Below are 25,580 nucleotides of genomic sequence, written 5' to 3' on the forward strand. Positions count from 1 at the left end.
CATGAAGCTTGATTTCAAAACAGACGAAGGCATTGGCACCCGCGCCAATCTGGGTGTGATTGTTCTTGAGACTGACGAGACGTTAGAAAACGAATTCTCTCGGATCATGCGCCTAGCTGGTGTCGCGCTCTATCACAGCCGGATTCCGATGGTGCCCGAAATCCGACCCGACACACTGGCGCGGATGGAACAGGACCTGCCTGCGACGGCACGGCTTTTGCCACCATCGCTCAGCTTTGATGCAATCGGATTTGGCTGCACCTCGGCCTCAACCGTGATCGGGTCCGAGAATGTGGCCAAGGTGATAAAGACGGTCTGCCCGGATGCACGTGTGACCGATCCGTTGGCGGCAATCATCGCTGCCGGTCAGCATCTTGGGGTCAGGCGATTGGGCTTCGTCACCCCCTATATTCCCGAAGTTTCCGCTGGGATGCGCACAAAGCTGGAACAGGCCGGTTTCGAAATCGCAGGTTTCGGGTCGTTCGAGGAAGGAAATGACCGCGTTGTTGCGCGGATCACAGAAGAGTCGATCCTTGGCGCTATTGAAAAGGTCGCGGCTCAAGCGCCCTGCGATGCTGTCATTGTCTCTTGCACGAACCTGCGATGCCTTGACGTCATTGTTCAGGCAGAAGAAAAGATCGGGATTCCAGTCATTTCCAGCAATCAGGCGCTTGCCTGGCATATGCTTCGATTGGCCGGCATTGAGGACCTCAACCCTCAGTTCGGACGGCTCTTTGGATAGAGCGAGAAGGGTGTCCGCCTAGGGCGCTTTCGTTCAAGCAGGCGATTTGAGGCCAAGCGTTGCCAGAGTTGCAGCCATTGTCTGGCCCCAACGGTCCTGCAATGCGCTGTTTGTATTGCGACGCAGGCCCATTGATTTCAACAGCTCGAACCGTTTCGGGTCATCGCCGCCGAAGGACACCGCAACCCGAGGCCACCAGTAAGTGACCGAGTTCTGCATGTCGTCCGCCGCGCCGTTCTCGATCAGTTTGACCGCCCCTTCCAATGCCAGCTCGCCATGATGCGCCTCGACCGGGGCGATGGATCGGAAGGCTTCGGCCAGAGGCTGATACGAGATGGTGGAATACTCGGCCAGTTGTTCGGCCACCGCGCGGCTCATCAGCAGGTTCATGACCACAGCGTCTGTCCAGCCGGACAGCGGATAGTTGAACACCGCCAGACGCATGTCATGCTCGGACCGGGTGGCCCCGATATCCGCATCCCGCGACAAGCGCATGGTCCAAGGATGGTGATTGGCATAGCGTTCGGTATCTGCGCCAAATTCGCCCATGATGCTGAGAACACAATTTGCGTGGTCTGACTTTTCCAGCACGATCTTTGCGGCGGCGATCCGTTCCTTGATCCCCGGCCCCTGATTGATGATGTCGGCGAACCCGGCGGCCCCGGCCAGTTCGCTGTCGACAAAAGTCGCCATCAGCTTCATCAGCTCGGCCCGATAGCGAGGCGGCACATTCGATGGGTTGGTCAGAACACCGCCTGCGGCCAGATAGCTGTCGAGTGTCATTGAATCGGACATAACTGCCCCCTTTCTACCGGTCGTAATCGACGACCACGCGGTCTGTTACCGGATAGGCCTGGCAGCTTAGCACATAACCTTTTTCCACTTCGTAGTCTTCCAGCGCGTGATTGGCGAGCATCTCGACCTCGCCCTCAAGCACCCTGCAGCGGCAGGTCGAACAGACACCGGCCTTGCAGGCAAACGGGGCATCCATGGCGTTTGCCAGGGCCGCCTCAAGAATGGACTGGTCCTTGGGTATGGTCACGGTCTGGGTGGATCCGTCCAACGTGATCGAGGCGCTGCTTTGGTTGCCCTGCGTGGCTGCGTCCGCCGAGACCGGCTTAGCCCTGGCCCGTCCGGGCTGGGCGCTGGCGAACAATTCAAACTTGATCTGGCTGTCATCCAGTCCGTGTTCGCGCAATGCGGCGGCAATGCCCAGCATCATCGGTTCCGGGCCGCAGATAAATGCGCTGTCGACATGGTCGATATCGACCCAATGTTTGAACAACTCTGCGCATTTTTCCTGGGTCACCAAACCAGTGAACAGCTCGATCTCCTGAGAGTCCGTCTCAAGAACGTGGATCACGTTGAGGCGACCCATATAAAGGTTCTTGAGGTCTTCGAGATCCTCGCGGAACATGATCGTGTTGATGCCCTTATTGGCATAGATAAGGGTAAAGCGTGATTGCGGTTCCTGTGCGAGGGTCGTTTTGAGGATCGACAGGACCGGAGTAATCCCCGAGCCCCCTGCAAAGCCCAGATATTGCTTTTCCGCACCCGCATCTATCGGAGTATGAAAGCTGCCCATCGGCGGCATGGCCTCGACGATGTCGCCGACATTCAGTTCAGTATTCGCCCATCCGGAAAAGGCGCCGCCTTCAACACGTTTGATGCCAACCTGCAGCACGCCTTCATCCTTGCCCGCGCAGATCGAGTAGGACCGGCGCAGTTCTTCGCCCTCAAATTCGCGACGAAATGTCAGATATTGACCGGCGGTGAAATCGAACTGATCTGCAGCGCCGTTCACAGGTTCCAGTGTCACCACCACCGCATCGCGAATGGTTTTGTGAATATCTGTGACTTTCAGGTCGTGGAAACGTGCCATCCGGTGGTCCTCCTCAGATGCACTTGAAATAGTCAAATGGTTCCAGGCAGTCGGTGCATCGCCAATGCGCCTTGCAAGGGGTCGAACCGAACTGGCTGACCTTCTCGACCGCTTTGCTGCCGCAGCGCGGGCAGCGATCCGGGCCGCCTGCCGGTTGTGGTGGGGCAATGCCAAAGTCTTCCAGCCGTGCCCGGCCCTTTTCGCTGAGCCAGTCGGTGGTCCAAGCCGGGGCGATGCTGGTTTCGATCTGCACGTCACTGATCCCGCGATCGTGCAAGGCGGTTTCGATATCCAGGCTGATAATGGATGTTGCCGGACAGCCGGAATAGGTTGGAGTGACCGTCACCTTCAACGTCTCGTCCTGCCACTGCACATCGCGCACAATGCCAAGATCGACTACCGAAATCACCGGAATTTCAGGGTCAGGAACAGCATCCAGCCATTCCCAGATTTGTTTGGTCGATGCCCGATCCATCGGCGTTACCAGCTTGCTTCGGGATAGGCGCGTTGCAGCCACTGCATCTGTGTCAACAGATGACCCAGATGTTCCGTATGCATCCGCCCGTCACGCCCACCTTTATGGGCAAACGCGCCTTCTGGGATCGTCAAGGTCGCCTCGGACAGGATCCGCTGCACCAAAGTGTCAAACTCCGCGCGCAGATCCGCGGGGTTCGGCGCAATGCCCGCCGCGACCATCTCGGCGTCAACTTCGTCGCTGGTGAACATCTCACCGACATACGGCCACAGGTAGTCCAGAGCCGACTGCATCCGGGCGTGGCTTTCCGCTGTTCCGTCCCCCAGACCAATCACCGTGTCGCCCGAGCGTTCCAGGTGATATGCCACCTCTTTGCTGGTTTTCGCGGCAATGGCCGCGACACGGTCATCCGTAGAGTTGAGCAAGCGTCCCAGCATGATGGAATGCCACGCATCGAACAGGAACTGGCGCATCAGGGTCCGGCCAAAATCCCCATTTGGAACCTCGACCAGCAGCACATTGCGGAAATCCCAGGCGTCGCGCAGAAAGGCCAGATCGTCGGCAGTTTTGCCGCCTTGGATCTCGCCCGCCAGACCCAACCACATCTGGGTTTGCCCGATCAGGTCCAGGGCCGTGTTGGCCAGCGCGATATCCTCTTCCAGCACCGGCGCATGGCCGCACCATTCACTGACGCGATGGCCAAGGACAAGGTCATTATCACCCATCCGTAGAAGGAATTGTACAAATGCCGCGTCCCGGTCCATCACATGGCCCCCACTTCATCGGGGATGTCGAAAAAGGTCGGGTGACGATAGACCTTGCTTTCGCTGGGCTCGTATAATGGGCCCTTGTCGCTGGGCGAGGAGGCCGAGATATTATTCGCCTCGACCACCCAGATCGACACACCTTCGTTGCGGCGGGTATAGACATCGCGCGCGTTCTTGATGGCCATCTCCGCGTCCGGGGCATGCAACGAGCCGACGTGACGGTGGCTCATACCATGCTGACCGCGGATAAAGACTTCCCACAGGGGCCATTCGTTTTTCATCGGGTTTCCTCCTCAGGGTCGACTTATTCGGCAGCCACTGTGCCAGAGCGTTTCTTTTCGGCATGTGCCATCAGCCCGTCGCGCACCCATTTGCCGTCGTCCCAGGCTTGGTTTCGGGCGGCCAGCCGGTCGGTGTTGCAGGGGCCATTGCCACTGATGACATCGAAGAACTCGGACCAGTCGGGTTCTGAGAAATCATAATGGCCGCGATCGTCGTTCCAATTCAGCTTTGGGTCAGGGATGGTCAGGCCCAGATACTCGGCCTGTGGCACAGTCTGATCGACGAATTTCTGACGCAGCTCGTCATTGGTGTTCATCTTGATCTTCCATTTCATCGACTGCGTCGAATGCACCGAGTCCTTGTCGGACGGTCCAAACATCATCAGCGATGGGTACCAAAAGCGGTTCAAAGCGTCCTGCGCCATTCGTTTCTGGTCCGGCGTGCCTTCGGCCATCTTGCGAATGGCGTCATAGCCCTGACGCTGATGAAAGCTCTCTTCTTTGCAGATGCGGATCATGGCGCGTGAATACGGACCGTAGGACGTACGCTGCAATGGCACCTGATTCATGATCGCGGCGCCATCCACCAGCCAGCCAACGGCACCAACATCTGCCCAGTTCAGGGTGGGATAGTTGAAGATGGACGAGTATTTCATGCGCCCGTCCAGCAGCATTTCGGTGATCTCATCCCGGCTGACACCCAGTGTTTCGGCGGCGCAGTAAAGGTACAGACCATGCCCGGCCTCGTCCTGAACTTTTGCCAACAGGATCGCCTTGCGTTCCAGTGTGGGTGCCCGCGTGATCCAGTTCGCCTCGGGCAGCTGCCCAACGATTTCGGAATGGGCGTGCTGGCCGATCTGGCGGATCAGCGTCTTGCGATAGCCCTCGGGCATCCAATCCTTGGGTTCGATCTTTTCATCAGCGTCGATGCGCGCCTGAAAGGCAGCAAGCTTTGCAGGATCTTCCTGTGTCGCCTCGGACTTCACCATCTGAGCATACATGTCCCGTCATCTCCCCTATACGCGTTCAAGAATAAGCGCTGCGCCCTGACCGACGCCGACACACATGGTGCACAGCGCGTATCGCCCGCCCGTGCGCCGCAACTGATAGGCCGCAGTCATAACCAACCTTGCGCCGGACATGCCCAACGGGTGGCCAATGGCAATCGCGCCCCCATACGGGTTCACCTGCGGCGCGTCGTCTGGCAGGCCCAGTTCGCGCAGTGTCGCCAGACCCTGTGACGCGAAGGCCTCATTCAACTCTATCACGTCCATTTGCTCGATGCTCAGCCCGGCGCGAGCCAAAACTTTGCGGCTAGCCGGAACCGGGCCAATGCCCATGACACGCGGCTCAACCCCGGCGACAGACATGCCCACGACCCGGGCCATCGGGGTCAGGCCGTTCTTTGACGCTGCCGCCTCATTGGCCATCAAAATGGCCGCAGCGCCGTCATTGACGCCCGAGGCGTTGCCAGCGGTCACCGTCTTATCCGGCCCGTTGACACCTTTGAGACCAGACAGTTTGTCCACGGTAACATCCGGGCGCGGATGTTCATCCGTATCAACAATGATCGGATCGCCCTTGCGTTGCGGGATCGTGACCGGGGTGATTTCATCCCGGAACAGACCTGCCTCGTGCGCGGCGGCCCATCGGGCCTGACTGCGCGCCGCAAAAGCATCTTGGTCATCGCGGCTGATACCAAAGTCTTCGGCCACATTGTCGGCCGTTTGCGGCATCGAGTCGATGCCATAGGCCTGTTTCATCTTCGGGTTCACAAAGCGCCAGCCGATCGTCGTATCATAGACCGCATTGCTGCGGGTAAAGGCAGAGGTCGCCTTGGGCATCACAAAGGGCGCCCGCGACATGCTTTCGACACCGCCGGCCACAGCCAGATCATAATCGCCCGCCTTGATGCCCCGCGCCGCCATTCCAACCGCATCCATTCCACTGGCGCACAATCGGTTCACTGTTGTTCCGGGCACATCAACCGGCAATCCAGCCAACAAGGCCGCCATCCGCGCCACATTGCGGTTGCTTTCACCCGCCTGATTTGCATCGCCATAGATCACATCATCAACGCTGGCCCAATCAACCTGCGGGTTGCGCTCTTTCAAGGCGGCCAATGGAATCGCGGCCAGATCATCTGTCCTGACTGACGACAAAGCCCCCCCATATCGCCCAATCGGAGTGCGCGTCGCGTCGCAAATGAATGCGTCCATCACTTAGTTCTCCTGTAGGTGCTGATCCGTATCATTGACCGCATGGTCGGTTTTTAGGGCGTCCATCGATTCGAGGCAAGCTTTATGTTACGAGTTCTTTTTATTTTTTAGTTTTTCTGTAACATTAAGCGAGAGAGAAACGCCCGCATTGATCGCCGAATGACCAGCATCGGGCAGATCAGATAGGTGACGTTATAGAAAACCTAGCTGTCCAGCTCGGCTTCCAAGGATGTTAAATCCGGGCGCGGCAGTTTTTCCAACAACTGAGATACAGCCGCCCGGCATGCAGGGCCTTTCCAGTCAGCGGGCAGAAACGCTGCAGGAAAGGCGGGATGGCGCAGAACAATACGACGCCAATTATGCACGATCAGGACACGCAGAATGGCCGTCTTCATCGGGTCGCCCGCCCCCTCGGGCGGCATCTCTTGGTCGATGATCTGTGTCGATCTCAAGAAATGATCATAGGCGGTTTTCAACGCCTCTGGCCCGCAGAGATCCCGAAGCCAGCCAGGAACAGAGATAGCGCTGCTTTCCACGCCCATCAGTTCTTCAAGACCCGCCGGAACCTGACCCGGAGCCATCGACGTTGCGGGATTGAGAGAGATGTAGTCCCCAGTCAGCATCAGGTCAGCCAATTCCTTGCGCGATGAATCCGAATTGCTGGCGATAAGTACATGCCAGAGGCCGGGTTCCGGCGTTTCCCTGGCATATATACGCGGTGCGGCGGTCACACTCTGATGACGGCCAAACGCGGTCAGGCGGTGAAAGCTGCTGCGCCCTTTGCGGGTGCTTTCGATCCAGCCATCCTTGCGCAGCCGATGCAGGGCAACACGCGTGGCTTCGGCCTTGATCCCGGCAAGGCTAGTCAGTGCGGTGATCACCGCACCACTTATCTGATCTGTTTCTTCCTGCGCCAGATCACCGAATATTGTCACCAGCACGGACCACACTCGTTGCGTACCCTCAGAGGTCAGATGGCTAACGCAGGTTTCAAACCAATCGGGGGCTGAATCTTTCATACGGCAAGTATAATCGGGCCAGATCGAATTACCATCCGGCCCAAGAATCTTAGTAGGCCACCATGGTCAGCAGCTCATATTCGGCCACAGGCTCATCATCTTGTTGGGTCAGGGTGACATGCCAGCGCACCTCGCCATATTCATCATTGCGGCGGGTTTTCTTTTTGACTGTCAGGCGCACCTTGATGCTGTCGCCTGCCTCTACCGGTTTCATAAAGCGCAGGTTATCGAGCCCAGTATTGGCCAGGACCGGCCCCTCGTTCGGTTCCACAAAAAGACCCGCCGCGAAAGACAGCAAAAGATAACCATGCGCGACCCGGCCCGGAAAGAACGGGTTACGCTCAGCTGCGGCCTGATCCATGTGGGCATAGAAGGTGTCGCCGGTGAATTCGGCGAAATGTTCAATGTCTTCCATGGTCACGGTCCGCGGTGCGGTGTGGATCGTCTCACCAATGGCCAGATCGTGATAGCGGCGTGTAAATGGATGGGCTGGCGTATTGACCTCCTCGGCGGCACCCGGCACCCATTTCTCGCCAATAGCTGTCAATATGTCCGGCGATCCTTGAATCGCCGTACGTTGCATATAATGCATCACACCGCGCACACCGCCCATTTCCTCGCCGCCGCCAGCACGGCCGGGACCGCCATGGACCATATGCGGCAAAGGAGAGCCATGGCCTGTGGATTCTTTCATCGAGTCTCGGTTGTTGAAATAGAGCCGCCCATGATAGGCCCCTGCCCCCATAACAAATTTGCGGGCAACATCAGCATCATGTGTGATGACTGAGGCCACCAGAGACCCCTGCCCTCGGTTCGCCAGCTCAATCGCGTGGTCGGTATCGCGATAGCCCATGATTGTACTGACGGGCCCAAAGGCTTCGGTATCATGCACACGTTGCGCGGCATCGGGATCGCTGCAATGGAACAGCATCGGTGGCAGAAAGGCGCCCTTATCTGCATCGGCCCCATCGACCACGAAGTCGTCCGGATTGCCAAAGACGCACTCGGCCTCGTGCCCTATAATCGCGGCCTTCTCCAAAACATCGCGCTTCTGACTGGCTGAGACCAGCGCACCCATTCGTGTGGTTTCCAGTTTCGGATCCCCGATGGTGGTCTTTGCCAAACGCGCGGACAGCGCCTCAATCACGGCCTGCACATGCGGCTCGGGCGCGATGATCCTGCGGATGGCAGTGCATTTCTGACCCGCCTTGGTGGTCATCTCGCGCTGAACCTCTTTGACGAACAGATCGAATTCGGGCGTTCCCGGCGCGGCATCAGGGCCCAGGACCGAGCAGTTCAAGCTGTCCTGTTCCGCCACGAACCGGACCGAATTTTCCAGGATTACGGGGTTCGCGCGCAGCTTCAGCGCCGTATCCGCCGAGCCGGTAAAGCTGACCACATCCTGCATGGTCAGGCGATCGAGCATGTCGCCCAGCCCGCCTGACACCAGTTGCAATGCACCGTTGGGCAATATGCCCGACTCGAGCATCAGCCGAACGCACAGCTCAGTCACATAGCAGGAATTTGTGGCCGGTTTGACGATGGCCGGAACCCCCGCCAGAAGAGTCGGAGCCAGCTTTTCCAGCATGCCCCAGACCGGAAAGTTGAAAGCGTTGATATGGATCGCAACACCTTTCAACGGGGTGCAGATATGCTGCCCCAGAAAGGTGCCATTGCGCGAAAGCTGCTCGACCTCGCCGTCGAGATAGACATGCCCGTCCGGCATCTCGCGCCGCCCTTTTGAGGCAAAGACGAACATCGTGCCAATACCGCCGTCAATGTCGATCAGATGATCCGCCTGGGTTGCGCCGGTATTGAAGGACAGATCGTACATCGCCTGCTTGTGCTTGCCCAGATGAACAGACAGCGCCTTGAGCATCTTGGCCCGCTTGTGAAACGTCATCTTGCGCAGCGCAGGACCACCAACATTGCGCGCATGATGCAGCATTCCCTGAACGTCCAAGGCGTTGTTTCCGGCTGTTGCGATCACCTCTCCCGTCACCGCGCTTGCGATGTTGCGGGCACCTGCCCCCGGCGCAATCCACTCGCCCGCAGCAAAACTGGAAATCTGTTGGATCGTCATAAGTCTCTCCTTACTCGCGGCAGGGCTAGCGCGCGGGGGCGTTTGCGATATCTTATTATTAACCGTACGGTCGGTCAATAATTTTCAGAACAAGCAGCGCGGCTAGTTCAAACCTGCGCGGGCAGGTGGGCGAACCCCCGAAACCGGATACGCCCCCCACGCTGAGCACTTTCCGTGATCTGGTAATCAGGGAACTGGTTCAAAAACCGGCTAACGGCAACTCGACCTTCCATCCGGGCCAAGGTCAAACCAACGCAAGTATGCGGTCCGCCCGCAAACGCGTGGTGCTTGTTGGGACGGCGATCCAACATCATGTCATCGGGGTAATCAAACTGTCGCGGATCGCGGTTGGCCGCGCCGATGCAAAGATGCAGATCGGTTCCTGCTGGAATGACATGTCCGTGAAATTCCACCTCTTCAGTGGTCAGGCGATTGCCGAACTGGTTCGGGCTTTCCAGACGCAGAAACTCGTCAACTGCCGTGGAAATCAGGTCTGGATTAACCAACAGCTCGGTCCGCTTATCCCTGTGGCGGTCCAACAGATCCAAAGCGTTGCCTATCAGGTTTGTCGTGGTCTCATGCCCGGCATTCAGAATGAAGATGCAGTTCTGGTACAGTTCAACCTCGGTCAGGCCGCCCTCGGTGTCATCCTGTATCAACCTGGTCAAAACATCGGTCTCCGGGTTGCCCGGGTTGGCCCTGCGGTCGTCGATGATATCGCGCAAAAAGGCTTTGAACTCGCGGACTGCGCGGTTGCCCCAATCTTCCTGCTCGGGCGTCAGCTGCGGTTCCAACGCCCCGAGAATGGCCAAGGACCACTCACGCAACGGCTCACGCTCGGACCGAGGGATGCCCAGCAGGTTGCCGATGATCTCGATCGGGATCGCCCCGGCAAAATCCTCGATCAACTCAACTGTGCCCTTGGCCTGCATTTGATCCAACAGCCCGTCGACAAGTTCAATCAGACCCGGCTCCATCTGCGCCAAAGCGCGCGGGTTCATCGCGCCCACCATCACCTTGCGGACACGCGAGTGCAGGGGCGGATCATTGAACACAAGACTGGTGGTGTGATGTTCAAACAATGGGCTATCCACCCCGTATTTGGGGCCAAACACGGCCTTCTTGTCCGAAATGAACCGCGTTGTGTCCCGATAGATGATGTCCAGATCCTGATGTCGTGACAGGATCACCGACCCATCGGGTTGCAGGCAGACGGGCGTATCTTCACGCAGCGCCCTATAGGTTGGATAGGGATCATCGTGGAACCCGTCAGGCAGCTTGTTCAGCGCAAACATCAGTGGCCCATCGCCCCCATCTGTTCCGGCAGAACCAGCACAAGCCAGGGCACCAGAACGATCAGGGCCAGCCGGAAGATATCGGCGATCCAAAACGGCGTGACGCCTCTGAAGATCGTCCCAGTCGACACATCCCCGACCACACCCTTCAGAATGAACACGTTCAGCCCCACGGGCGGGGTGATCAGGCTGATTTCGGTGACGACGACCACAACAATGCCGAACCAGATCGGGTCATATCCCAGCGATGTGACCAGAGGGAAAAAGATCGGCACGGTCAGCAGTAGCATCGACAGGGATTCAAAAACACACCCCAAAATGATGTAGATGCCAAGGATCATCAGGATCACCACAAAGGGCGCAACGTCATACGCTGTAACCATGGCGATCAGCGCTTCGGGCAAACCGGCGAGGTTGATGAAGTTCGAAAATATCTGCGCCCCGATCAGGACCGAGAACAGGGCCGCAGCGGTCGCGGTGGTTTCCTTCAAAACCTCGAATGTTGAACCCAGGCTAAGCCCGCCACGCGACAAAGCAATCAAAAAGGCGCCCATGGCCCCCATCCCTGCCGCCTCGGTCGGGCTGAAGGTCAGGTTCAGCGGTTGAAAATCGAAGGCACCATAAAGCCCGCCAATGACCAGAAAGAACAGCAGCAACACGGCCCAGACCGAGCGCAAGGCCCTCAGGCGCTCGACCCAACCGTGGCGTTCGCCTGCCGGTCCCGCCTCTGGTTTGCGCCAGACGGTCCAGCGCACCGCGAAAAGATAAAACAGAATGCCAAGAACACCGGGGATAATGCCCGCAACAAACAGTTTGCCAATCGAGGTTTCCGTCAGCAGGCCATATATGACCAGGATCACCGAGGGCGGGATCAGGATGCCAAGCGTGCCACCCGCTGCAATCGACGCAGTCGAAAGCTCATCCGCATAGCCATACCGGCGCATTTCCGGCATCGCGACCTTGGACATGGTGGCCGCAGTCGCCAGAGACGACCCGCAAATTGCCGAGAACCCGCCGCAGGCTGCGACAGTCGCCATGGCGATGCCGCCCCGGAAATGGCCAAGAAATGCGTTGGATACCGCATAGAGCTCGCGCGCGAGCCCGCCTTTGTTCACGAACAGGCCCATCAGGATGAACAGAGGCACCACCGACAATCCGTAATCCTGTGCCGTATCGGTGATCTGCCGACCCACCATCGACATCGCCGCCTTCAAGCCGCGCTCCGAAAAGATGCTGCCGCCACGTTCGTAGGCGAACCCAAGCGTACCAACCAGACCCATCGCGAAGACGATAGGCAGACGCACCAGTACAAGCACCAGAACAAGGGCAAAACCGATAAGTGCGGCGGTCATTGAGAGGTCTCCGACAAGGATTGGGGGGAGAAGATAGTAATTAGGCCCGTGACAATCATCGCCATGGCCGTGATCGCAGTGAACCCGGCGATGAACCAGCCGACATAGAATACCGGGATCGACAGGTATTCAGTCACATCGCCATAGTCCCGTGCGCGCTCGGCAAGAATCCAGACGCGTTTGATCGGCCAGATGAGCATCACGCCCGACACAATATATACAACAGCGTCACGCGCTCGGCTCAGCCGCAAGCGGGAAAATACTCCGTCCGTAAGGTCGACGGCGATCTGACCCTTTCCGGCTGAGATCATCGGCAGAACCGAAAACACCATGATCGCCATGAGAATACGTGTCAGCTCAGTCGCCGCCTCAATCGGGGCGTTGAAGACAGACCGCAGGATGACGTCAAAAAAGGTCATCACCATCAGGATGAACAGCGCGATACAGGCCAGCAGCGTCGGAGCGATGCTGACGCGACGCGCAAAAGTCACGAGAGATTGCATGATTGGGTCCCGGCTGGTGAATTTGGCTGGCGAAGAGACCCCGCCAGCCAGACTGCGTTATTGGGCAGCCATTTCATTTACGATCATGTCATAGGCCGCCTGTGCGTCAACACCGGTGCCGTTAACCTCGTCAATCACCTTGGCGCGGACATCAACGGCGATCGCGTTGAACTTTTCCAGATCTTCCGCCGAGGCCGCGTTGATTGCGTTGCCCTCAGTGGCTTCGGTCGCCTCGCGGCCGATCCCGTCGATCTCGTCCCAGATCTTGCCGATTTCGCGGCTCAGCGGTTCACCGAACACATTCTCCTCCAGCGCCTGCTGCAGCTCAGGGGGCAGGTCGGCAAACGTTTCTTCGTTCATGATAAAGGCGAACGACCCGCGATACAGACCGCCCGGAACCTCGTAAACGTTCTGGGCAACCTCGGTCAGCTTAAAACCCTTGCGGGACTCAAACGGCATGACAACGCCATCGGCTGCTTTCGAAGCAAGGGTCTCATAGACTTTCGGTGCAGGCACCTGGATGCCGGTCGCGCCAAGCGCTGTGCCGACGTCACCGCCGACCCCACCCGGGATACGGACCTTGAGGCCCGACACTTCATCCAGCGTGGTCACCGCGCTGCTGGAATGCAGCTGCGCCGGACCATGCGTATGCAGGGCGATCACTTTCACGCCGCGATGCTCGTCCGCGGCCTTGAGATGCGCGTCATAGGTGCGCCAATATGCAACCGATGCGGCCTCTGCCGAGCCTTCATATCCGGGCAGTTCTATCATCTTTGTGGTGACAAAGCGCCCCGGCTGGTAGCCGTGGAAAATGATCGAGGCATCCGCCGCGCCATCCATGATCAGGTCCATCTGTGCTGGTGGTGGCGCGATCCCCAACTTCAGTTCGGCGGTGACCTGACCGTCTGTGGCCTCTTCAACCATTTCCACGAATTTTGGCCACATCTTCGCGTTGATACCGTGGGTCGGCGGCGCCCAGCTGGATATGGTCAGCGTATAATCTGCGGCCAGCGCCACGGTGCCCGAAACGGCCAAGGCGGCTGAGGCCAATAGCGTGCTCAAACTGTTGAATTTCATGGTTTTGTCTCCTCCCTCTGAAACATACATTGAATCTGCGTTAATAGTCCGTTTTGTAACCATCAATAGTCATGGTGATGTGGTCTGCCCCGCAATCCTCCAAGACCCGGGGCTTTCAGAGGCGACGGTCTCCATTATTCCCCGCGACAGCTGCGCCCCAATTTCATCCCGATAGTTCATCGGCCCCCCGCGCCAGCGCGGGAATCCGTAGCCATGGATCTGGACCATATCCACGGCCATCGCGTTTTCGGCGATACCCTCTTCGATGATCAATGCGCCCTCATTCGCAAGTACCGCCATCAAACGGGACGAAATCTCGGTGCTCGTAAACGCGCGCCGGGTGATGCCATGTTCAGCCGAGTTGGCTTCGATCAAAGCCTCGACCTGTGTATCACGGATCGGCGTACGGTCGCCGTCATCATAACGATACCAGCCTTTTCTGGACCGCTGCCCGAAACGCTCCATCTCGCAAAGCTGGTCGGCCACAGAAACATAGCGCTCATCCGGTGGGCGTGTTGCAGCATTGCGCTTGCGATTGGCCCATGAAATCTGAAGACCGGTCAGATCCTGCAATTCGTACGGACCCATGGGCATACCAAAGTCGCGCATGGCCTGATCCACTTGATAAGGCAGCGCACCATCTGCCAGAAGATAATCAGCCTCGCGCCGATAGGCGGCCAGCATGCGATTGCCGATAAAGCCATCGCAAATGCCCGATAGGACCGCCACTTTGCCCAGCTTTTTGCCAAACGCAAATCCGGTGGCGATGACCTCTGGGTCCGAATGCCCGGAATGTACGATTTCAAGCAGTTTCATGACATGGGCTGGGCTGAAGAAATGTAGACCTATACAGCGGGCCGGACTGTCGATACCGGCGAAAATCTGGTTTGGATCCAGATAAGATGTGTTGGTGGCAAGAATTGCGTTTGTGTCCATATGCCGGGCGAGTTCCGCGAAAACCTGCTGTTTGACAGATATGTCCTCGAACACCGCCTCAATGGCCAGTTGCGCATCCCGTGCGTCGGCATAGCTGTCAACGGCGCGAAAGGCGCTCAGGCGGCTCTGCATCTGCGCCTCAGTCAGCTTTCCCCGTTTGGCAGCGCCTTCGAGCAGACCCTTAACACGCCCCAAGGCCGCCGCAGCGGCTTCGGCGTTCTGCTCAATCAACGTGACAGAAAACCCCCCATTCAGGGCGGCGGTTGCAATCCCGGCCCCCATCAGACCGCCGCCGACCACCGCGATACGGCTGATGTCGCGCGGGGTTACGCCTCTGATCAAAGAAGGTTTGGACACGCTCCGTTCGGCAAAGAAAGCATGGCGAAGGGCCCTGCTTTCGGCACCTTGGCGCAGGGCCAAATGGCGGGCGCGCTCTTTTGACAGGGCTTCGGCAAAGGGTTCGGTTGCCCACCCCAATGCCGTCAGATTTTCCAGCGGAGACTGCTGACCCTTTGACCGTTTCAAAAGTTCCGTGCGCGAAACCTCTATCAGGTCCGGTGCAAAGCTGGTGAGGCTACGCTGACTGACTGGCACTGGTCGCTGCGGCAGGTTGGCCACAAAGGCCTGAACGGCAGCCTCAGGCTGTTCAGTGACAAGATCAAGGCCACCCAGCCCTAGTAACGTTTCTGCAGTCAGGATTTTGCCCCGGCAGGCCATGTCAATCGCTGCCTCCATCCCCACAAGACGGGGAATACGCTGGGTGCCCCCTGCCCCGGGGATAAGACCCACATTGACCTCTGGCAGACCAAATCTGGTGCCCGGCGCGGCAATGCGCCAAGCGCAAGCCATGGCAATCTCGAACCCGCCGCCCAGAACAGTACCGTGCATGCAGGCGATAAAGGGAACTTCACTGTCTTCGATCATCTGTACTACGTCAGGCAGATGTGGCTCAACCGGTGGGGCGTCGAACTCTGACATATCGCCACCGGCAACAAAGGTTTTGCCCGCACATCGCAGGACAGCCACGCGCGCGCCTTTGATGGCACCTACCGCGTCGGCCAACCCCTGACGCACCGCAGCGGATGTCGCGTTCACTGGCGGATTGTTGATCGTTACCCAGGCAACGTCACCCTTCCGCTCAACGCTCACCACCGGCGATTTTGCCATAACCCATCCCTTTGATTTGCTCAGATTCGGCTTGCGTTTATATATTGACCAACCGTTCGGTTAATGCAATCATAAAGTTGAAACGATACCGGCCGAGGCAGTGATGAGCGATACGATTCTTGTAGAAAATCACGGGAACTGGGTCGAGATTACATTGAACCGTCCGGACAAGCTGAATTCGTTCAACGAAGACATGCATCATGCGCTTCAGGCTACCTTGAATTCCGCGCGCGATACAGGCGCGCGGGCAGTGCTGCTGACGGGCGCCGGGCGTGGCTTTTGTGCCGGCCAGGACCTTGGCGACCGCAATCCGTCAAATATGGACGGGCCGCCGGATCTGGGCAAAACCGTCCGCAGTTTCTATGCCCCCCTCGTGCGGCTGATCCGGTCGTTGGACTGCCCTGTCATCTGCGCCGTGAATGGCGTCGCTGCCGGCGCCGGGGCCAATCTGGCACTGGCCTGCGACATGGTTCTGGCAGCGGAAAGCGCGAAATTCATCCAGAGCTTTTCCAAGGTCGGCCTGATCCCAGACACTGGCGGCAGCTGGCACCTGCCCCGCCTTTTGGGCGAGGCGCGCGCCAAAGGGCTGGCCTTTACCGCACAGCCGCTGCCCGCCAAACAGGCCGAAGACTGGGGCCTGATCTGGAAAGCCATACCCGACGATCAGCTATTGGCAGAGGCTCGTACGCTGGCTGATCAACTGGCCAATGGCCCGACCCTTGGGTTGGGCAAGACCAAACACTGTATCCAAGCAGCGGCGACGACCTCTTTGTCTGATCATCTGGAACTCGAGGCTGATGCAATGAAAATCTGCGGCGAAAGCGCGGATTATGCCGAGGGCGTGTCCAGCTTTCTTGAAAAGCGCGCGCCCAATTTTCAGGGTAAATGACGATGACACCAAAGGAACGTGCCAGCAAATCAGCCGCTGCGATGTGGGCGAGTGACGAAGCCAGCAAATGGTTTGGCATGGAGCTTGTCGAGGTGGACGAAGGCTGCGCAGTTCTGGCGCTGACTGTCGTTGCGCATCACTGTAATGGGCACGGCATGTGCCATGGCGGCGTGACCCATGCCCTGGCCGACAGCGCATTCGCCTTTGCCTGCAACAGCCGTAATCACGCGACCGTTGGCCAGCACACGATGATGAGCTATCTCGCCCCCGGCAAGCTGGGGGATCGCCTGACGGCCACCGCAACCGAGGTCTCGGTTACGGGTCGCAGCGGCATCTATGACGTGCGCGTCACCAATCAAGACAGCAACGTGGTCGCCGAATTCCGCGGCATGTCCCGCGCGATTGGTGGCACGAATTTTCAAGAATAGCTTCGCGACCGAAGGAGTAACGCGATGGAGGACCTGTCCCCTAACAAAGCTGACCTGGACCCGATCGAGATCGCCTCGGTTGACGAAATCCGCACCACCCAGTTGGAGCGTCTGAAATGGTCCCTGCGTCACGCTTACGAAAACGTGCCGATATACACCCAGCGCTTCGACGATGCCGGCGTGCATCCAGATGACCTGCAACAGTTATCTGACCTTTCGAAATTTCCCTTCACCTACAAGAACGACCTGCGTGACAACTACCCGTTCGGCATGTTCGCCGTGCCGCGCAGCCAACTGGTTCGGCTGCATGCCTCATCCGGGACAACCGGCAAGCCAACTGTTGTGGGCTATACCAAAGGCGATATCGACAACTGGGCCGATCTGGGTGCTCGGTCGCTGCGGGCCGCAGGTCTGCGCAAGGGCGATATCGTGCATAACGCTTATGGCTATGGCCTGTTCACCGGGGGTCTGGGCGCGCATTACGGCATCGAACGTCTAGAGGCGACCGTGGTTCCGATGGGTGGCGGGCAAACCGAAAAACAGGTTGGTTTGATCACAGATTTTCAACCCGATGGGATCATGGTGACCCCATCCTACATGCTCAACATCCTCGAACAATTCCATAAGGTGGGCCTTGATCCGCGCGAAAGCTCTCTGAAGGTTGGTATCTTCGGCGCGGAGCCCTGGACCGACGCGATGCGCTCGGAAATCGAGGCTGCATTCGACATGCATGCGGTCGACATCTATGGCCTGTCGGAGATCATGGGGCCCGGCGTTGCCAGCGAATGCGTCGAAACCAAGGATGGCCCTGTGATCTGGGAAGATCACTTTCTGCCAGAAATCATCGACCCCGCCACCGGCGAAGTACTGCCCGACGGTGAAACTGGTGAGCTGGTCTTTACCACCCTGACCAAAGAAGGGCTGCCGATGATCCGCTATCGCACGCGCGATCTTACCTGCCTGCTGCCCGGAACGGCCCGTTCCATGCGTCGCATGGCCAAGATCACCGGCCGCAGCGACGACATGATGATCCTGCGCGGCGTCAATGTCTTTCCCAGCCAAATCGAGGAACAGGTCATGGCGACCGGAGGCCTTGCGCCTTATTACCAGGTCGAACTGTATAAATCCGGCCGGATGGATGCCATGCGGGTCTTTGTCGAAGCCTCTCCGGGATCTACCGATGAAATGTCCAAGACGGCGGCCGCCCGGATGCTGACCAAACGCATCAAGGACATCGTTGGAGTTTCAACTGAAATTGTTGTAGGTGAGCCGGGCGACGTCGAACGCTCTCAGGGCAAGGCGAAGCGCGTCATCGACAACCGCGATAAGGATTAAGCCTTGGCCCGGACAATCGCAAAAGACCACGACCAAAAGCGGGAACAAATCCTGAAAACGGCAGCCAAAGTGTTTGCCGATCAGGGGTTTGATCGCGCCTCGATGACCCTTTTGGCCAATGAGTGCGGAATCTCCAAGGCGAACATCTACCACTATTACGACAGTAAGGATGCCATCCTGTATGACATCCTCGAAACCTATCTGCGTGAGCTGCGCGACCGCATCTGCGAGGTTGATCTGACGGGTCTTACACCCGAGCAAAAGCTGCGAAAGACCGTTCGTGAGATCCTGTTCGCTTATCAGGGTGCGGATGATGAACACCGAGTGCAGATCAGCGGCATGAACGCCCTGCGCGACGATCAGCAAAAGCTCTTACGAGGGTATCAGCTGGATCTAGTGAATTTCGTCCGGGATATCCTGAAAGACCTGTCTCCGGACTCGTTTGGCGATGACAAGGACAAGCTGCGCGGTGCGACGATGTCAGTTTTTGGCATGCTGAACTGGTATTACATGTGGAACACCGGCGCAGGCACCAAAGCACGTGAGGATTACGCTGATCTGGTCAGCACGCTCACCGTTCACGGAATACGCAAACTCTAGACCCAAGACGGTCCGCTTCGCAGGACAGTTGCCTGACAGAATAATTTTGGCTCACCCCCCAATTCCGATCCATACCATTGGGTCAGAAATAGGGGGATAAGCCTGCTTTCGATCTGTTACAGCTGGATGCGGAAGGCCGCAAAGCCATCTGCGCCCTCACCGGCATCCTCGATCAAAACACCTTTGACGTCACTCATATAGTCACGCGCCTTCGGGCCTGTTTCGAACAGGACCGTGGTGCCGTCCAGCGGCGCAAACGACCAGTTGGCATCTGCTTTGGGGTCAATCGTGCCCTGTTCGACAATATAGCGGACAATCACGTCGCGGTTGGTGTCCGGCGCCTCGAACACAACCGTGTCGCCCATCGCGCCGGGGAAAGATCCGCCACCGGACGCTCGGTAATTGTTGGTGGCGATAATGAACTCCATGTCATCCGTGACCGGAGAACCATTGAAGGCAAGGTCCACGATCCGGGCCGCGCCAGGGTTGACCTCTTCACCCTTGGGTCCAAACCGCGATGGCTGGGACAGGTCGATCTGATAGGTGACGCCGTCCATCACGTCGAAATTATAAGACGGAAACTCTGGGTTCAGCAGGACCGCGTCGCTTGCGCCCGGTTCGACCTGATTAAACATTCCGGCAGACCGCTCCAGCCAACCTCGGACCTGCGCTCCGTTCACCCGTACGGCGCGCACGGTGTTGGGATAAAGGTAAAGGTCGGCCACGTTCTTGATGGCAACGTCACCCACCGGGACATCGGTGTAATATTCCGGGCCACCACGACCGCCGGCCTTGAATGGTGCCGCGGCTGACAGAATGGGCAGGCCTTCGTGTTCCGTGCCCTTCATCATTTCTTCGACGTACCATTTCTGCGCTATCGACACGATCTGTACAGATGGATCATCCGCTACCAGCGCAAAATAGCTGTGCAGCGGGGCCGACGTCTTGCCGACCGCACGGCGCACATAGGCTAGTGTTTCGTCGTGATCTTTCGCGACCGAGGCCAGCACGGCCTGATCATCCTCGACCAGCGCCGTGATCGAGCGATCTTCGTTGCGAACCGAAATCGGGCGCGCCTCAGACGTTGTGGTCACCACACGCCACTCGTTACCATCGCGCTCCAGCAGCAGGTCCAGAAGGCCAAGATGTGATCCCCAGAACCCGCCCATGACGGCGGGTTTGCCCATCAACGTCCCTTTTGCAACGTCAATACCGGGACGGTCGGCAAATGTCTCGGACGGGAAAACAAGGTGGTTGTGACCGGTCACCAGCGCGTCAATCCCGTCAACACCGGCCAGCACGACCGAGGCGTTTTCCATACCGTCGGAATGGTCGGCATCGCCAATCCCCGAATGCGAAAGCGCGATGATCAAGTCGCAGCCCTGCTCTTGCATCTCGGGCACATAGGCCTGCGCTGTCTCGACAATGTCGCGGGCCTGCACGTTGCCTTCGAGATGCTTGCGGTCCCAGTTCATGACCTGCGGCGGTGTAAACCCAATGACGCCGACCTTGATCGGGTGTTTGCTGCCATCGCCCATTTCAATCTCGCGGTCGAGAATCGCATAGGGTTTGACCAGCGTTTTATCCTCACGCGGGTTTGCCCCCTGTTCCTTTGCGACGTTGGCCAGTACAACCGGGAAATCCGCGCCAGCAAGCGCCTTTTCCAAAAAGTCCAAACCGTAATTGAATTCGTGATTGCCCAATGTGGCGGCGTCATAACCGACTGTGTTGAAGGCGGTGATAATCGGGTGGCTGTCGCCCTCTTTCATCCCGCGCTCATAGGCGATGTAATCGCCCATTGGGTTGCCCTGCAGAAAGTCTCCGTTATCAACCAGCAGAGAATTCGTCGCCTCGGACCGGATGCCGTTGATGATCGAAGCGGTGCGGGACAGGCCTACCGTGTCGCGAGGCTTGTCGGCGTAATAATCATAAGGGAAGACATGCACATGAATGTCCGTCGTCTCCATTATCCGTAAATGCGCCTGATTATTGGCAGCCGCCGCAGAAAAAGGATGAAGTGTGATGGCCGCGGCGCTGGCGGTGGTGGTCGCAAGGAACTGACGGCGGGACATCAAGCTGGGGTTGGAAAATGGCATGTGACACCTTTCATTTTCGTTTGTCGACGCGACTTGTGCAGGCCCTGCGAAACAGTGGTGTGACACTGGCTGGCAGGTCCCGCCACGCGTCGAACTGGGCATGAACCAAGTCAGTTTGCCCACAAGTTTCAGGGCGCGTAAAGCAATCCCGGGGTCTCAATTCGATTTTTGTAAAATTTTGCCAATGCCCAAAGCCGCGTTCAGGCAATCAATCGGGCAACGCTTTCGGCTGTATCCAGCTAAGGATCGGCGATGAAAGGTCCAAGGCTGTCGCTGAACTGTTCTATGAATTCCAGCGTGACCAGCGATGGTTGCTTCAAAACCGGTCGCACCAGCGACAGCGTATGAGGCAGAAATGGCCTGAAAGACCGATAGCTCAACCCCCTGTTCTGATATTGTACTGCGTCCAGTTCGCTAACGACAGACACCCCAACGCCCTTCACCACCAATTCGCAAGCGGCCGTGAATTGCCGAACCTCGATATGCGAGTTCAGTTCGACATTCGAGTTTTGAAATGCACGCGACAGGCGTGCGAAAAAGTCGCTGTCGCGCCGGGTGTGGATGATCTTCTGATCGGCAATATCTGCCGGTGTCACGGTCGAAAGGTCTTCCAGCGCATGGCTTGCGGGAAAGACGCAAACTGTGCGGATATCAATATGGGTGCTTTCGACAGCCGGGTGGCCATTAAACCCATCTGTGATTCCGAAATCATATTGCTCGCCGATCATCCACTCCAGGATGCGCTCGGGCCGATCCGGCTCTATCGTCATGGTGACGCCAGGCCGGTCGCTCAGAAATCCGGCAACAACATCTGGTAAGTGACTGGTGGCGAAGCCAGGAAGGCAGGCGACGCGAATATGCCCGGCTTTGCGTTGCGTGATGTCCTGACTCACATCCGAGATCTGCCGCATCAGTTCCAGCACGCGCTCTACGCTGGGTTGCAGATAGCGAACTTCCTGCGTTGGGACCAATCGACCTTCGCGGCGGTCGAACAGTTGAAACCCAAGCGATTTTTCCAAGTCTGAAAGCAACCTGCTGACCGCAGGCTGGCTGACCCCCAGATCGGATGCGGCAGCCGTGACCGAGCCATTGACGGTCACCGCCATAAGTGCCTCAAGCTGCCTAATTCTCAGGGTTTGGCTCATGGAGCGTCCTGTTTTTGCTGCAAACCTCGGTCAGTTCATAACATCGTATTATATTTTTTGCCAGAAAATCAGGCTTGAATTATATTTCTGTAACGTTAACGTCGTGAAATCGTCATGTGTGCCGATTACGCGTAGCGCTCGGTATTCAACGAAGCATCGCCTTTGATGCATGGGAGGAATCATGAAAACGAAATTGCTTGGCGCTCTTGCCGTATCAACAGCCTTGTCCCCGATCGCGGCAATGGCGCAAACCGAAGTACAGTTCTGGCATGCCTTTACCGGCCGCCTGGGTGAGCTTGTGAAAGCTCAGGTTGAAGAATTCAACGCCAGCCAGGATGAATATGTCGTGGTTGAAAGCCACAAGGGCAACTATTCGGAAACCCTGAATGCAGGCATCGCCGCCTTCCGCGCCGGTGAACAACCGCAGATCCTGATGGTATTCGAAGTTGGCACCGCAACTATGATGTCGGCCCAGGGCGCGATCAAACCGGTCTATGAGGTAATGGCCGAAAGCGGTGCGTCATTTGATCCGGACGCCTATATCGGTTCTGTCAAAGGGTATTATACGACCACGGATGGCGACATGCTGTCTCTGCCCTTCAACTCGTCCACGCCGGTTCTATGGGTCAACCGCAACGCGTTCGAAGCGGCGGGCGTTGATCCCGACACCGATCTGTCGACCTGGGAAAAGGTCGGGGACACGCTGGATCAGCTTAAGGCCGGTGGTGAAGATTGCCCGTTGGTCACTGCATGGCAAAGCTGGATTCATCTTGAGAACCTGTCAGCCTATCACGACGTCCCCTTCGCATCGCAGGATAACGGCTTTGCCGGTCTGGATACCGAGCTGATGCTGAACGGCCCGGCCCAGGTTGCGCACCTGACCGCGATGGGTGACTGGGCCAAGGACGGCAAATTCATCTACACGGGCCGCCGCAACGAAGGTGGCGCGAACTTCCGGTCCGGCGAATGCGCCCTGTTCACCGAAAGCTCGGCAGGATACGCTGGGATCAAAGCCGAAGCCGAGTTTGATTTCGACGTGCGTCCGCTGCCCTATTGGGAAGCTGTCACGGCCGAGCCGCAGAACACCATCATCGGTGGTGCCTCACTGTGGGTCATGGAAGGTCATGAGGCCGATGAATACAAAGGCGTCGGCGAATTCCTCAGCTTCCTGTCCTCGTCTGACGTTCAGGCAGCCTGGCACCAGAACACCGGCTATCTGCCCATCACCACCGAGGCGGGCGAAGCGACCCGAGCGTCTGGTTTCTATGACGAAAACCCAGGCACCGACATCGCCGTCATCCAGATGACCGCGAAAGAGCCGACGGCAAACTCGAAAGGTCTGCGTCTGGGATCTTTCGACCAGATCCGTGGCATCATCGACGAAGAGCTTGAGGCCATCTGGGCCGGTGAAAAGACCGCCCAAGAGGCGATGGACAGTGCGAAGGAACGCGGCGACGCGCTGCTGCGCCGGTTCGAATCCGCCAATCAATAAGTCGTAATCTGATGCGGGCCTCGTTGGGCCCGCATTCTACTCTGGTGGGCCAATAGAATGGAAAAACGCGTCATTTTTCGCGGCTGGCTGCTGCCGCTTGCGCTGATCGCCCCGCAGGTCATCATTTCCGCCGTCTTCTTTTTCTATCCTGCTGGTCAGGCCGTTTGGCAATCGTTGTTCATTCCCGACCCGTTCGGGTTGTCTTCTCAGTTCGTGGGCTTGGGCAATTTCGAATTCCTGCTGAGCGATAAATACTACCGCGCCTCATTCGTGACGACGGCGGTGTTTTCTACGCTTGTGACCCTGTGCTCGATGATCCCGGCCTTGTTCCTGGCAGTCATCGCAGATCGACTGATCAAGGGCTCGGGCGTGTATCGGACCTTGTTGATCTGGCCCTACGCCGTTGCCCCCGCGGTGGCGGGTGTGCTGTGGCTGTTCATGTTCAACACCCGCGTTGGTGTGGTCGCATGGTATCTGGGCCAGCTCGGCTATGACTGGAACCACGTCCTGAACGATGCCGAGGCCATGGGGCTGGTCGTTGTCGCCTCGGCCTGGGGGCGTATCAGCTATAACTTTCTGTTCTTCTTTGCGGCGCTGCAATCCGTGCCCCGCTCGGTCATCGAAGCGGCGGCGATTGATGGGGCCCATTTTTGGCGCCGGTTCTTTACCATCGTACTGCCGCTTTTGTCGCCGACCGCGTTCTTCCTGCTGGTCGTGAACATTGTCTATGCCTTCTTTGAAACTTTCGGCGTGATCCACACGATCACCGGAGGGGGTCCGCAACAAGCCACAACCATCCTGGTCTACAAAGTCTTTTCCGATGGGTTTGTGGGCCAAGATCTGGGGTCGTCTTCGGCCCAGTCGGTCATCCTGCTGGTGGTTGTCGGCCTGCTGACAGTGATCCAGTTCAAATATGTTGAGAAGAGGGTGCATTACTGATGGCGGCCCAACAACATGGAATGGTCGAGAAACGTGGTGCGGGCCTGTGGCTGACCCATGCGTTTATGATCCTTGGCGTTCTGGTCATCTTCTTCCCGATCTGGCTGGCCTTTGTGGCCTCGACCGTCACGCAGGCCGATATCATTTCGCCCCCGATGCCGGTTGTGCCAGGTGATCAGTTCTGGTTGAATTACAAGGCGGCCCTGTTCTCAGGCGTGAACGTCCCGGTCGCAACGATGCTGTTCAACAGCCTGGTGATGGCGATTGGCATTGCCGTGGGCAAGATCGTCATCTCGCTGCTGTCAGCCTTTGCCATCGTCTATTTCCGCTTTCCCGGGCGGAACACGTTTTTCTGGCTGATCTTCCTGACCCTGATGCTGCCGGTTGAGGTGCGGATTGTCCCGACCTTCGAGGTGGTGGCCGGGTTTGGTATGCTCAACAGCTATTCAGGGCTGATCTTTCCGCTGATCGCCTCGGCCACGGCCACGTTCCTGTTCCGCCAGTTCTTTCTGACCATCCCGGACGAACTGGCCGAGGCCGCGCGGGTGGATGGCGCCCGCCCCATGCGGTTTTTTATTGATATCGTGATCCCGATGAGCCGAACCAACATCGCGGCCCTGTTCGTGATCCTGTTCATCTATGGGTGGAATCAATATCTCTGGCCGCTGCTGATCACGACCGACCCCGAGATGAACACCATCGTGATGGGCATCAAACAGATGTTCCCCTCGGGCGATGATTTTGCCCATTGGCCGACGATCATGGCAACCTCGATCCTGGCAATGATCCCACCGGTCCTTGTGGTGGTGTCGATGCAAAAGCTTTTTGTCCGCGGCCTTGTCGATAGCGAGAAATAAG

General features: G+C 57.9%; 24 protein-coding genes. 8 read left to right on the forward strand and 16 right to left on the reverse strand.

Going from position 1 to position 25,580, the window contains the following annotated elements; genetic code table 11:
• Position 1: 1 nt before the first annotated feature.
• Complete coding sequence (locus AC2FJW_RS08895) at positions 2-742, forward strand: maleate cis-trans isomerase family protein (protein WP_496749871.1); 741 nt, start codon at positions 2-4, stop codon at positions 740-742.
• 33 nt (positions 743-775) lie between these two features.
• Here AC2FJW_RS08895 and AC2FJW_RS08900 read toward each other — a convergent pair whose 3' ends face one another.
• From AC2FJW_RS08900 to AC2FJW_RS08965, 14 genes are all read right to left on the reverse strand, one after another.
• Entirely contained in the window at positions 776-1,537 is a 762-nt protein-coding gene (locus tag AC2FJW_RS08900) for a Phenylacetic acid catabolic protein (RefSeq protein ID WP_271949049.1), read from the reverse strand.
• A gap of 13 nt (positions 1,538-1,550) precedes the next feature.
• Positions 1,551-2,624, reverse strand: coding sequence for a 2Fe-2S iron-sulfur cluster-binding protein (locus AC2FJW_RS08905; protein ID WP_496749872.1), 1,074 nt, complete (start codon positions 2,622-2,624; stop codon positions 1,551-1,553).
• A 13-nt stretch (positions 2,625-2,637) separates the two neighbouring features.
• Positions 2,638-3,099, reverse strand: a complete 462-nt coding sequence (gene paaD, locus AC2FJW_RS08910; RefSeq protein WP_496689219.1) for a 1,2-phenylacetyl-CoA epoxidase subunit PaaD — start codon at positions 3,097-3,099, stop codon at positions 2,638-2,640.
• Between the two features lie 5 nt (positions 3,100-3,104).
• Positions 3,105-3,863 carry a 1,2-phenylacetyl-CoA epoxidase subunit PaaC gene (paaC, locus tag AC2FJW_RS08915; RefSeq protein ID WP_496749873.1) on the reverse strand — a complete coding sequence of 253 codons (759 nt, stop codon included), beginning with the start codon at positions 3,861-3,863 and terminating at the stop codon, positions 3,105-3,107.
• Positions 3,863-4,147, reverse strand: coding sequence for a 1,2-phenylacetyl-CoA epoxidase subunit PaaB (gene paaB, locus AC2FJW_RS08920; RefSeq protein ID WP_142639870.1), 285 nt, complete (start codon positions 4,145-4,147; stop codon positions 3,863-3,865). The genes paaC and paaB overlap by 1 nt, the downstream gene beginning before the upstream one ends.
• A gap of 23 nt (positions 4,148-4,170) precedes the next feature.
• The gene (paaA, locus tag AC2FJW_RS08925) at positions 4,171-5,148 is read right to left on the reverse strand and encodes a 1,2-phenylacetyl-CoA epoxidase subunit PaaA (protein WP_496698310.1); all 978 of its coding nucleotides are present in this window, start codon (positions 5,146-5,148) and stop codon (positions 4,171-4,173) included.
• Positions 5,149-5,163: 15 nt separating this feature from the next.
• A complete protein-coding gene (pcaF, locus tag AC2FJW_RS08930; RefSeq protein ID WP_496749874.1) occupies positions 5,164-6,366 on the reverse strand; it encodes a 3-oxoadipyl-CoA thiolase in 1,203 nt (400 codons plus the stop codon).
• A gap of 203 nt (positions 6,367-6,569) precedes the next feature.
• Positions 6,570-7,385: a PaaX family transcriptional regulator C-terminal domain-containing protein gene (locus AC2FJW_RS08935; RefSeq protein ID WP_496749875.1), complete on the reverse strand. Its 816-nt coding sequence runs from the start codon at positions 7,383-7,385 to the stop codon at positions 6,570-6,572.
• Between the two features lie 49 nt (positions 7,386-7,434).
• The gene (paaZ, locus tag AC2FJW_RS08940; protein ID WP_496749876.1) at positions 7,435-9,468 is read right to left on the reverse strand and encodes a phenylacetic acid degradation bifunctional protein PaaZ; all 2,034 of its coding nucleotides are present in this window, start codon (positions 9,466-9,468) and stop codon (positions 7,435-7,437) included.
• A gap of 107 nt (positions 9,469-9,575) precedes the next feature.
• On the reverse strand, positions 9,576-10,763 hold the full coding sequence (locus AC2FJW_RS08945) for a cytochrome P450 (RefSeq protein ID WP_496749877.1): 1,188 nt from the start codon (positions 10,761-10,763) through the stop codon (positions 9,576-9,578).
• Positions 10,763-12,115, reverse strand: coding sequence for a TRAP transporter large permease (locus tag AC2FJW_RS08950; RefSeq protein WP_496693796.1), 1,353 nt, complete (start codon positions 12,113-12,115; stop codon positions 10,763-10,765). Before AC2FJW_RS08950 ends, AC2FJW_RS08945 begins: the two co-directional genes overlap by 1 nt.
• The gene (locus tag AC2FJW_RS08955; RefSeq protein WP_496691527.1) at positions 12,112-12,618 is read right to left on the reverse strand and encodes a TRAP transporter small permease; all 507 of its coding nucleotides are present in this window, start codon (positions 12,616-12,618) and stop codon (positions 12,112-12,114) included. Before AC2FJW_RS08955 ends, AC2FJW_RS08950 begins: the two co-directional genes overlap by 4 nt.
• 57 nt (positions 12,619-12,675) lie before the next feature.
• Positions 12,676-13,695: a TRAP transporter substrate-binding protein gene (locus AC2FJW_RS08960; RefSeq protein WP_271949076.1), complete on the reverse strand. Its 1,020-nt coding sequence runs from the start codon at positions 13,693-13,695 to the stop codon at positions 12,676-12,678.
• A 69-nt stretch (positions 13,696-13,764) separates the two neighbouring features.
• Entirely contained in the window at positions 13,765-15,798 is a 2,034-nt protein-coding gene (locus AC2FJW_RS08965; protein WP_496698300.1) for an FAD-dependent oxidoreductase, read from the reverse strand.
• Between the two features lie 103 nt (positions 15,799-15,901).
• Here AC2FJW_RS08965 and paaG point away from each other — a divergent pair, with 103 nt between their 5' ends.
• From paaG to AC2FJW_RS08985, 4 genes are read left to right on the forward strand one after another with little or no spacing between them, the layout of a single operon-like run.
• Positions 15,902-16,687, forward strand: coding sequence for a 2-(1,2-epoxy-1,2-dihydrophenyl)acetyl-CoA isomerase PaaG (gene paaG, locus AC2FJW_RS08970; protein WP_496698298.1), 786 nt, complete (start codon positions 15,902-15,904; stop codon positions 16,685-16,687).
• 2 nt (positions 16,688-16,689) lie between these two features.
• The gene (gene paaI, locus AC2FJW_RS08975; RefSeq protein WP_142639944.1) at positions 16,690-17,115 is read left to right on the forward strand and encodes a hydroxyphenylacetyl-CoA thioesterase PaaI; all 426 of its coding nucleotides are present in this window, start codon (positions 16,690-16,692) and stop codon (positions 17,113-17,115) included.
• Between the two features lie 24 nt (positions 17,116-17,139).
• Positions 17,140-18,450, forward strand: a complete 1,311-nt coding sequence (gene paaK / locus AC2FJW_RS08980) for a phenylacetate--CoA ligase PaaK (RefSeq protein ID WP_496749878.1) — start codon at positions 17,140-17,142, stop codon at positions 18,448-18,450.
• A 3-nt stretch (positions 18,451-18,453) separates the two neighbouring features.
• Positions 18,454-19,050 (forward strand): TetR/AcrR family transcriptional regulator, encoded by a 597-nt coding sequence (locus AC2FJW_RS08985; RefSeq protein ID WP_496698294.1) that lies wholly within the window; start codon positions 18,454-18,456, stop codon positions 19,048-19,050.
• A gap of 116 nt (positions 19,051-19,166) precedes the next feature.
• On the opposite strand, the gene AC2FJW_RS08990 is transcribed toward AC2FJW_RS08985, so the two are convergent.
• Together AC2FJW_RS08990 and AC2FJW_RS08995 are read right to left on the reverse strand one after the other, a co-directional pair.
• Complete coding sequence (locus tag AC2FJW_RS08990) at positions 19,167-21,146, reverse strand: bifunctional 2',3'-cyclic-nucleotide 2'-phosphodiesterase/3'-nucleotidase (protein ID WP_496749879.1); 1,980 nt, start codon at positions 21,144-21,146, stop codon at positions 19,167-19,169.
• 239 nt (positions 21,147-21,385) lie between these two features.
• Positions 21,386-22,291, reverse strand: coding sequence for a LysR substrate-binding domain-containing protein (locus AC2FJW_RS08995; RefSeq protein ID WP_496749880.1), 906 nt, complete (start codon positions 22,289-22,291; stop codon positions 21,386-21,388).
• Positions 22,292-22,472: 181 nt separating this feature from the next.
• Here AC2FJW_RS08995 and ugpB point away from each other — a divergent pair, with 181 nt between their 5' ends.
• The 3 genes from ugpB to ugpE are packed head-to-tail and all read left to right on the forward strand — an operon-like array spanning position 22,473 to position 25,579.
• Complete coding sequence (gene ugpB / locus AC2FJW_RS09000; RefSeq protein ID WP_281972851.1) at positions 22,473-23,783, forward strand: sn-glycerol-3-phosphate ABC transporter substrate-binding protein UgpB; 1,311 nt, start codon at positions 22,473-22,475, stop codon at positions 23,781-23,783.
• Positions 23,784-23,840: 57 nt separating this feature from the next.
• The gene (gene ugpA / locus AC2FJW_RS09005) at positions 23,841-24,722 is read left to right on the forward strand and encodes a sn-glycerol-3-phosphate ABC transporter permease UgpA (RefSeq protein WP_142639899.1); all 882 of its coding nucleotides are present in this window, start codon (positions 23,841-23,843) and stop codon (positions 24,720-24,722) included.
• Between the two features lie 20 nt (positions 24,723-24,742).
• The gene (ugpE, locus tag AC2FJW_RS09010; RefSeq protein WP_496749952.1) at positions 24,743-25,579 is read left to right on the forward strand and encodes a sn-glycerol-3-phosphate ABC transporter permease UgpE; all 837 of its coding nucleotides are present in this window, start codon (positions 24,743-24,745) and stop codon (positions 25,577-25,579) included.
• The last annotated feature ends 1 nt before the right edge of the window (position 25,580 follow it).

The organism is Ruegeria sp. CDSA020 (assembly GCF_059612345.1).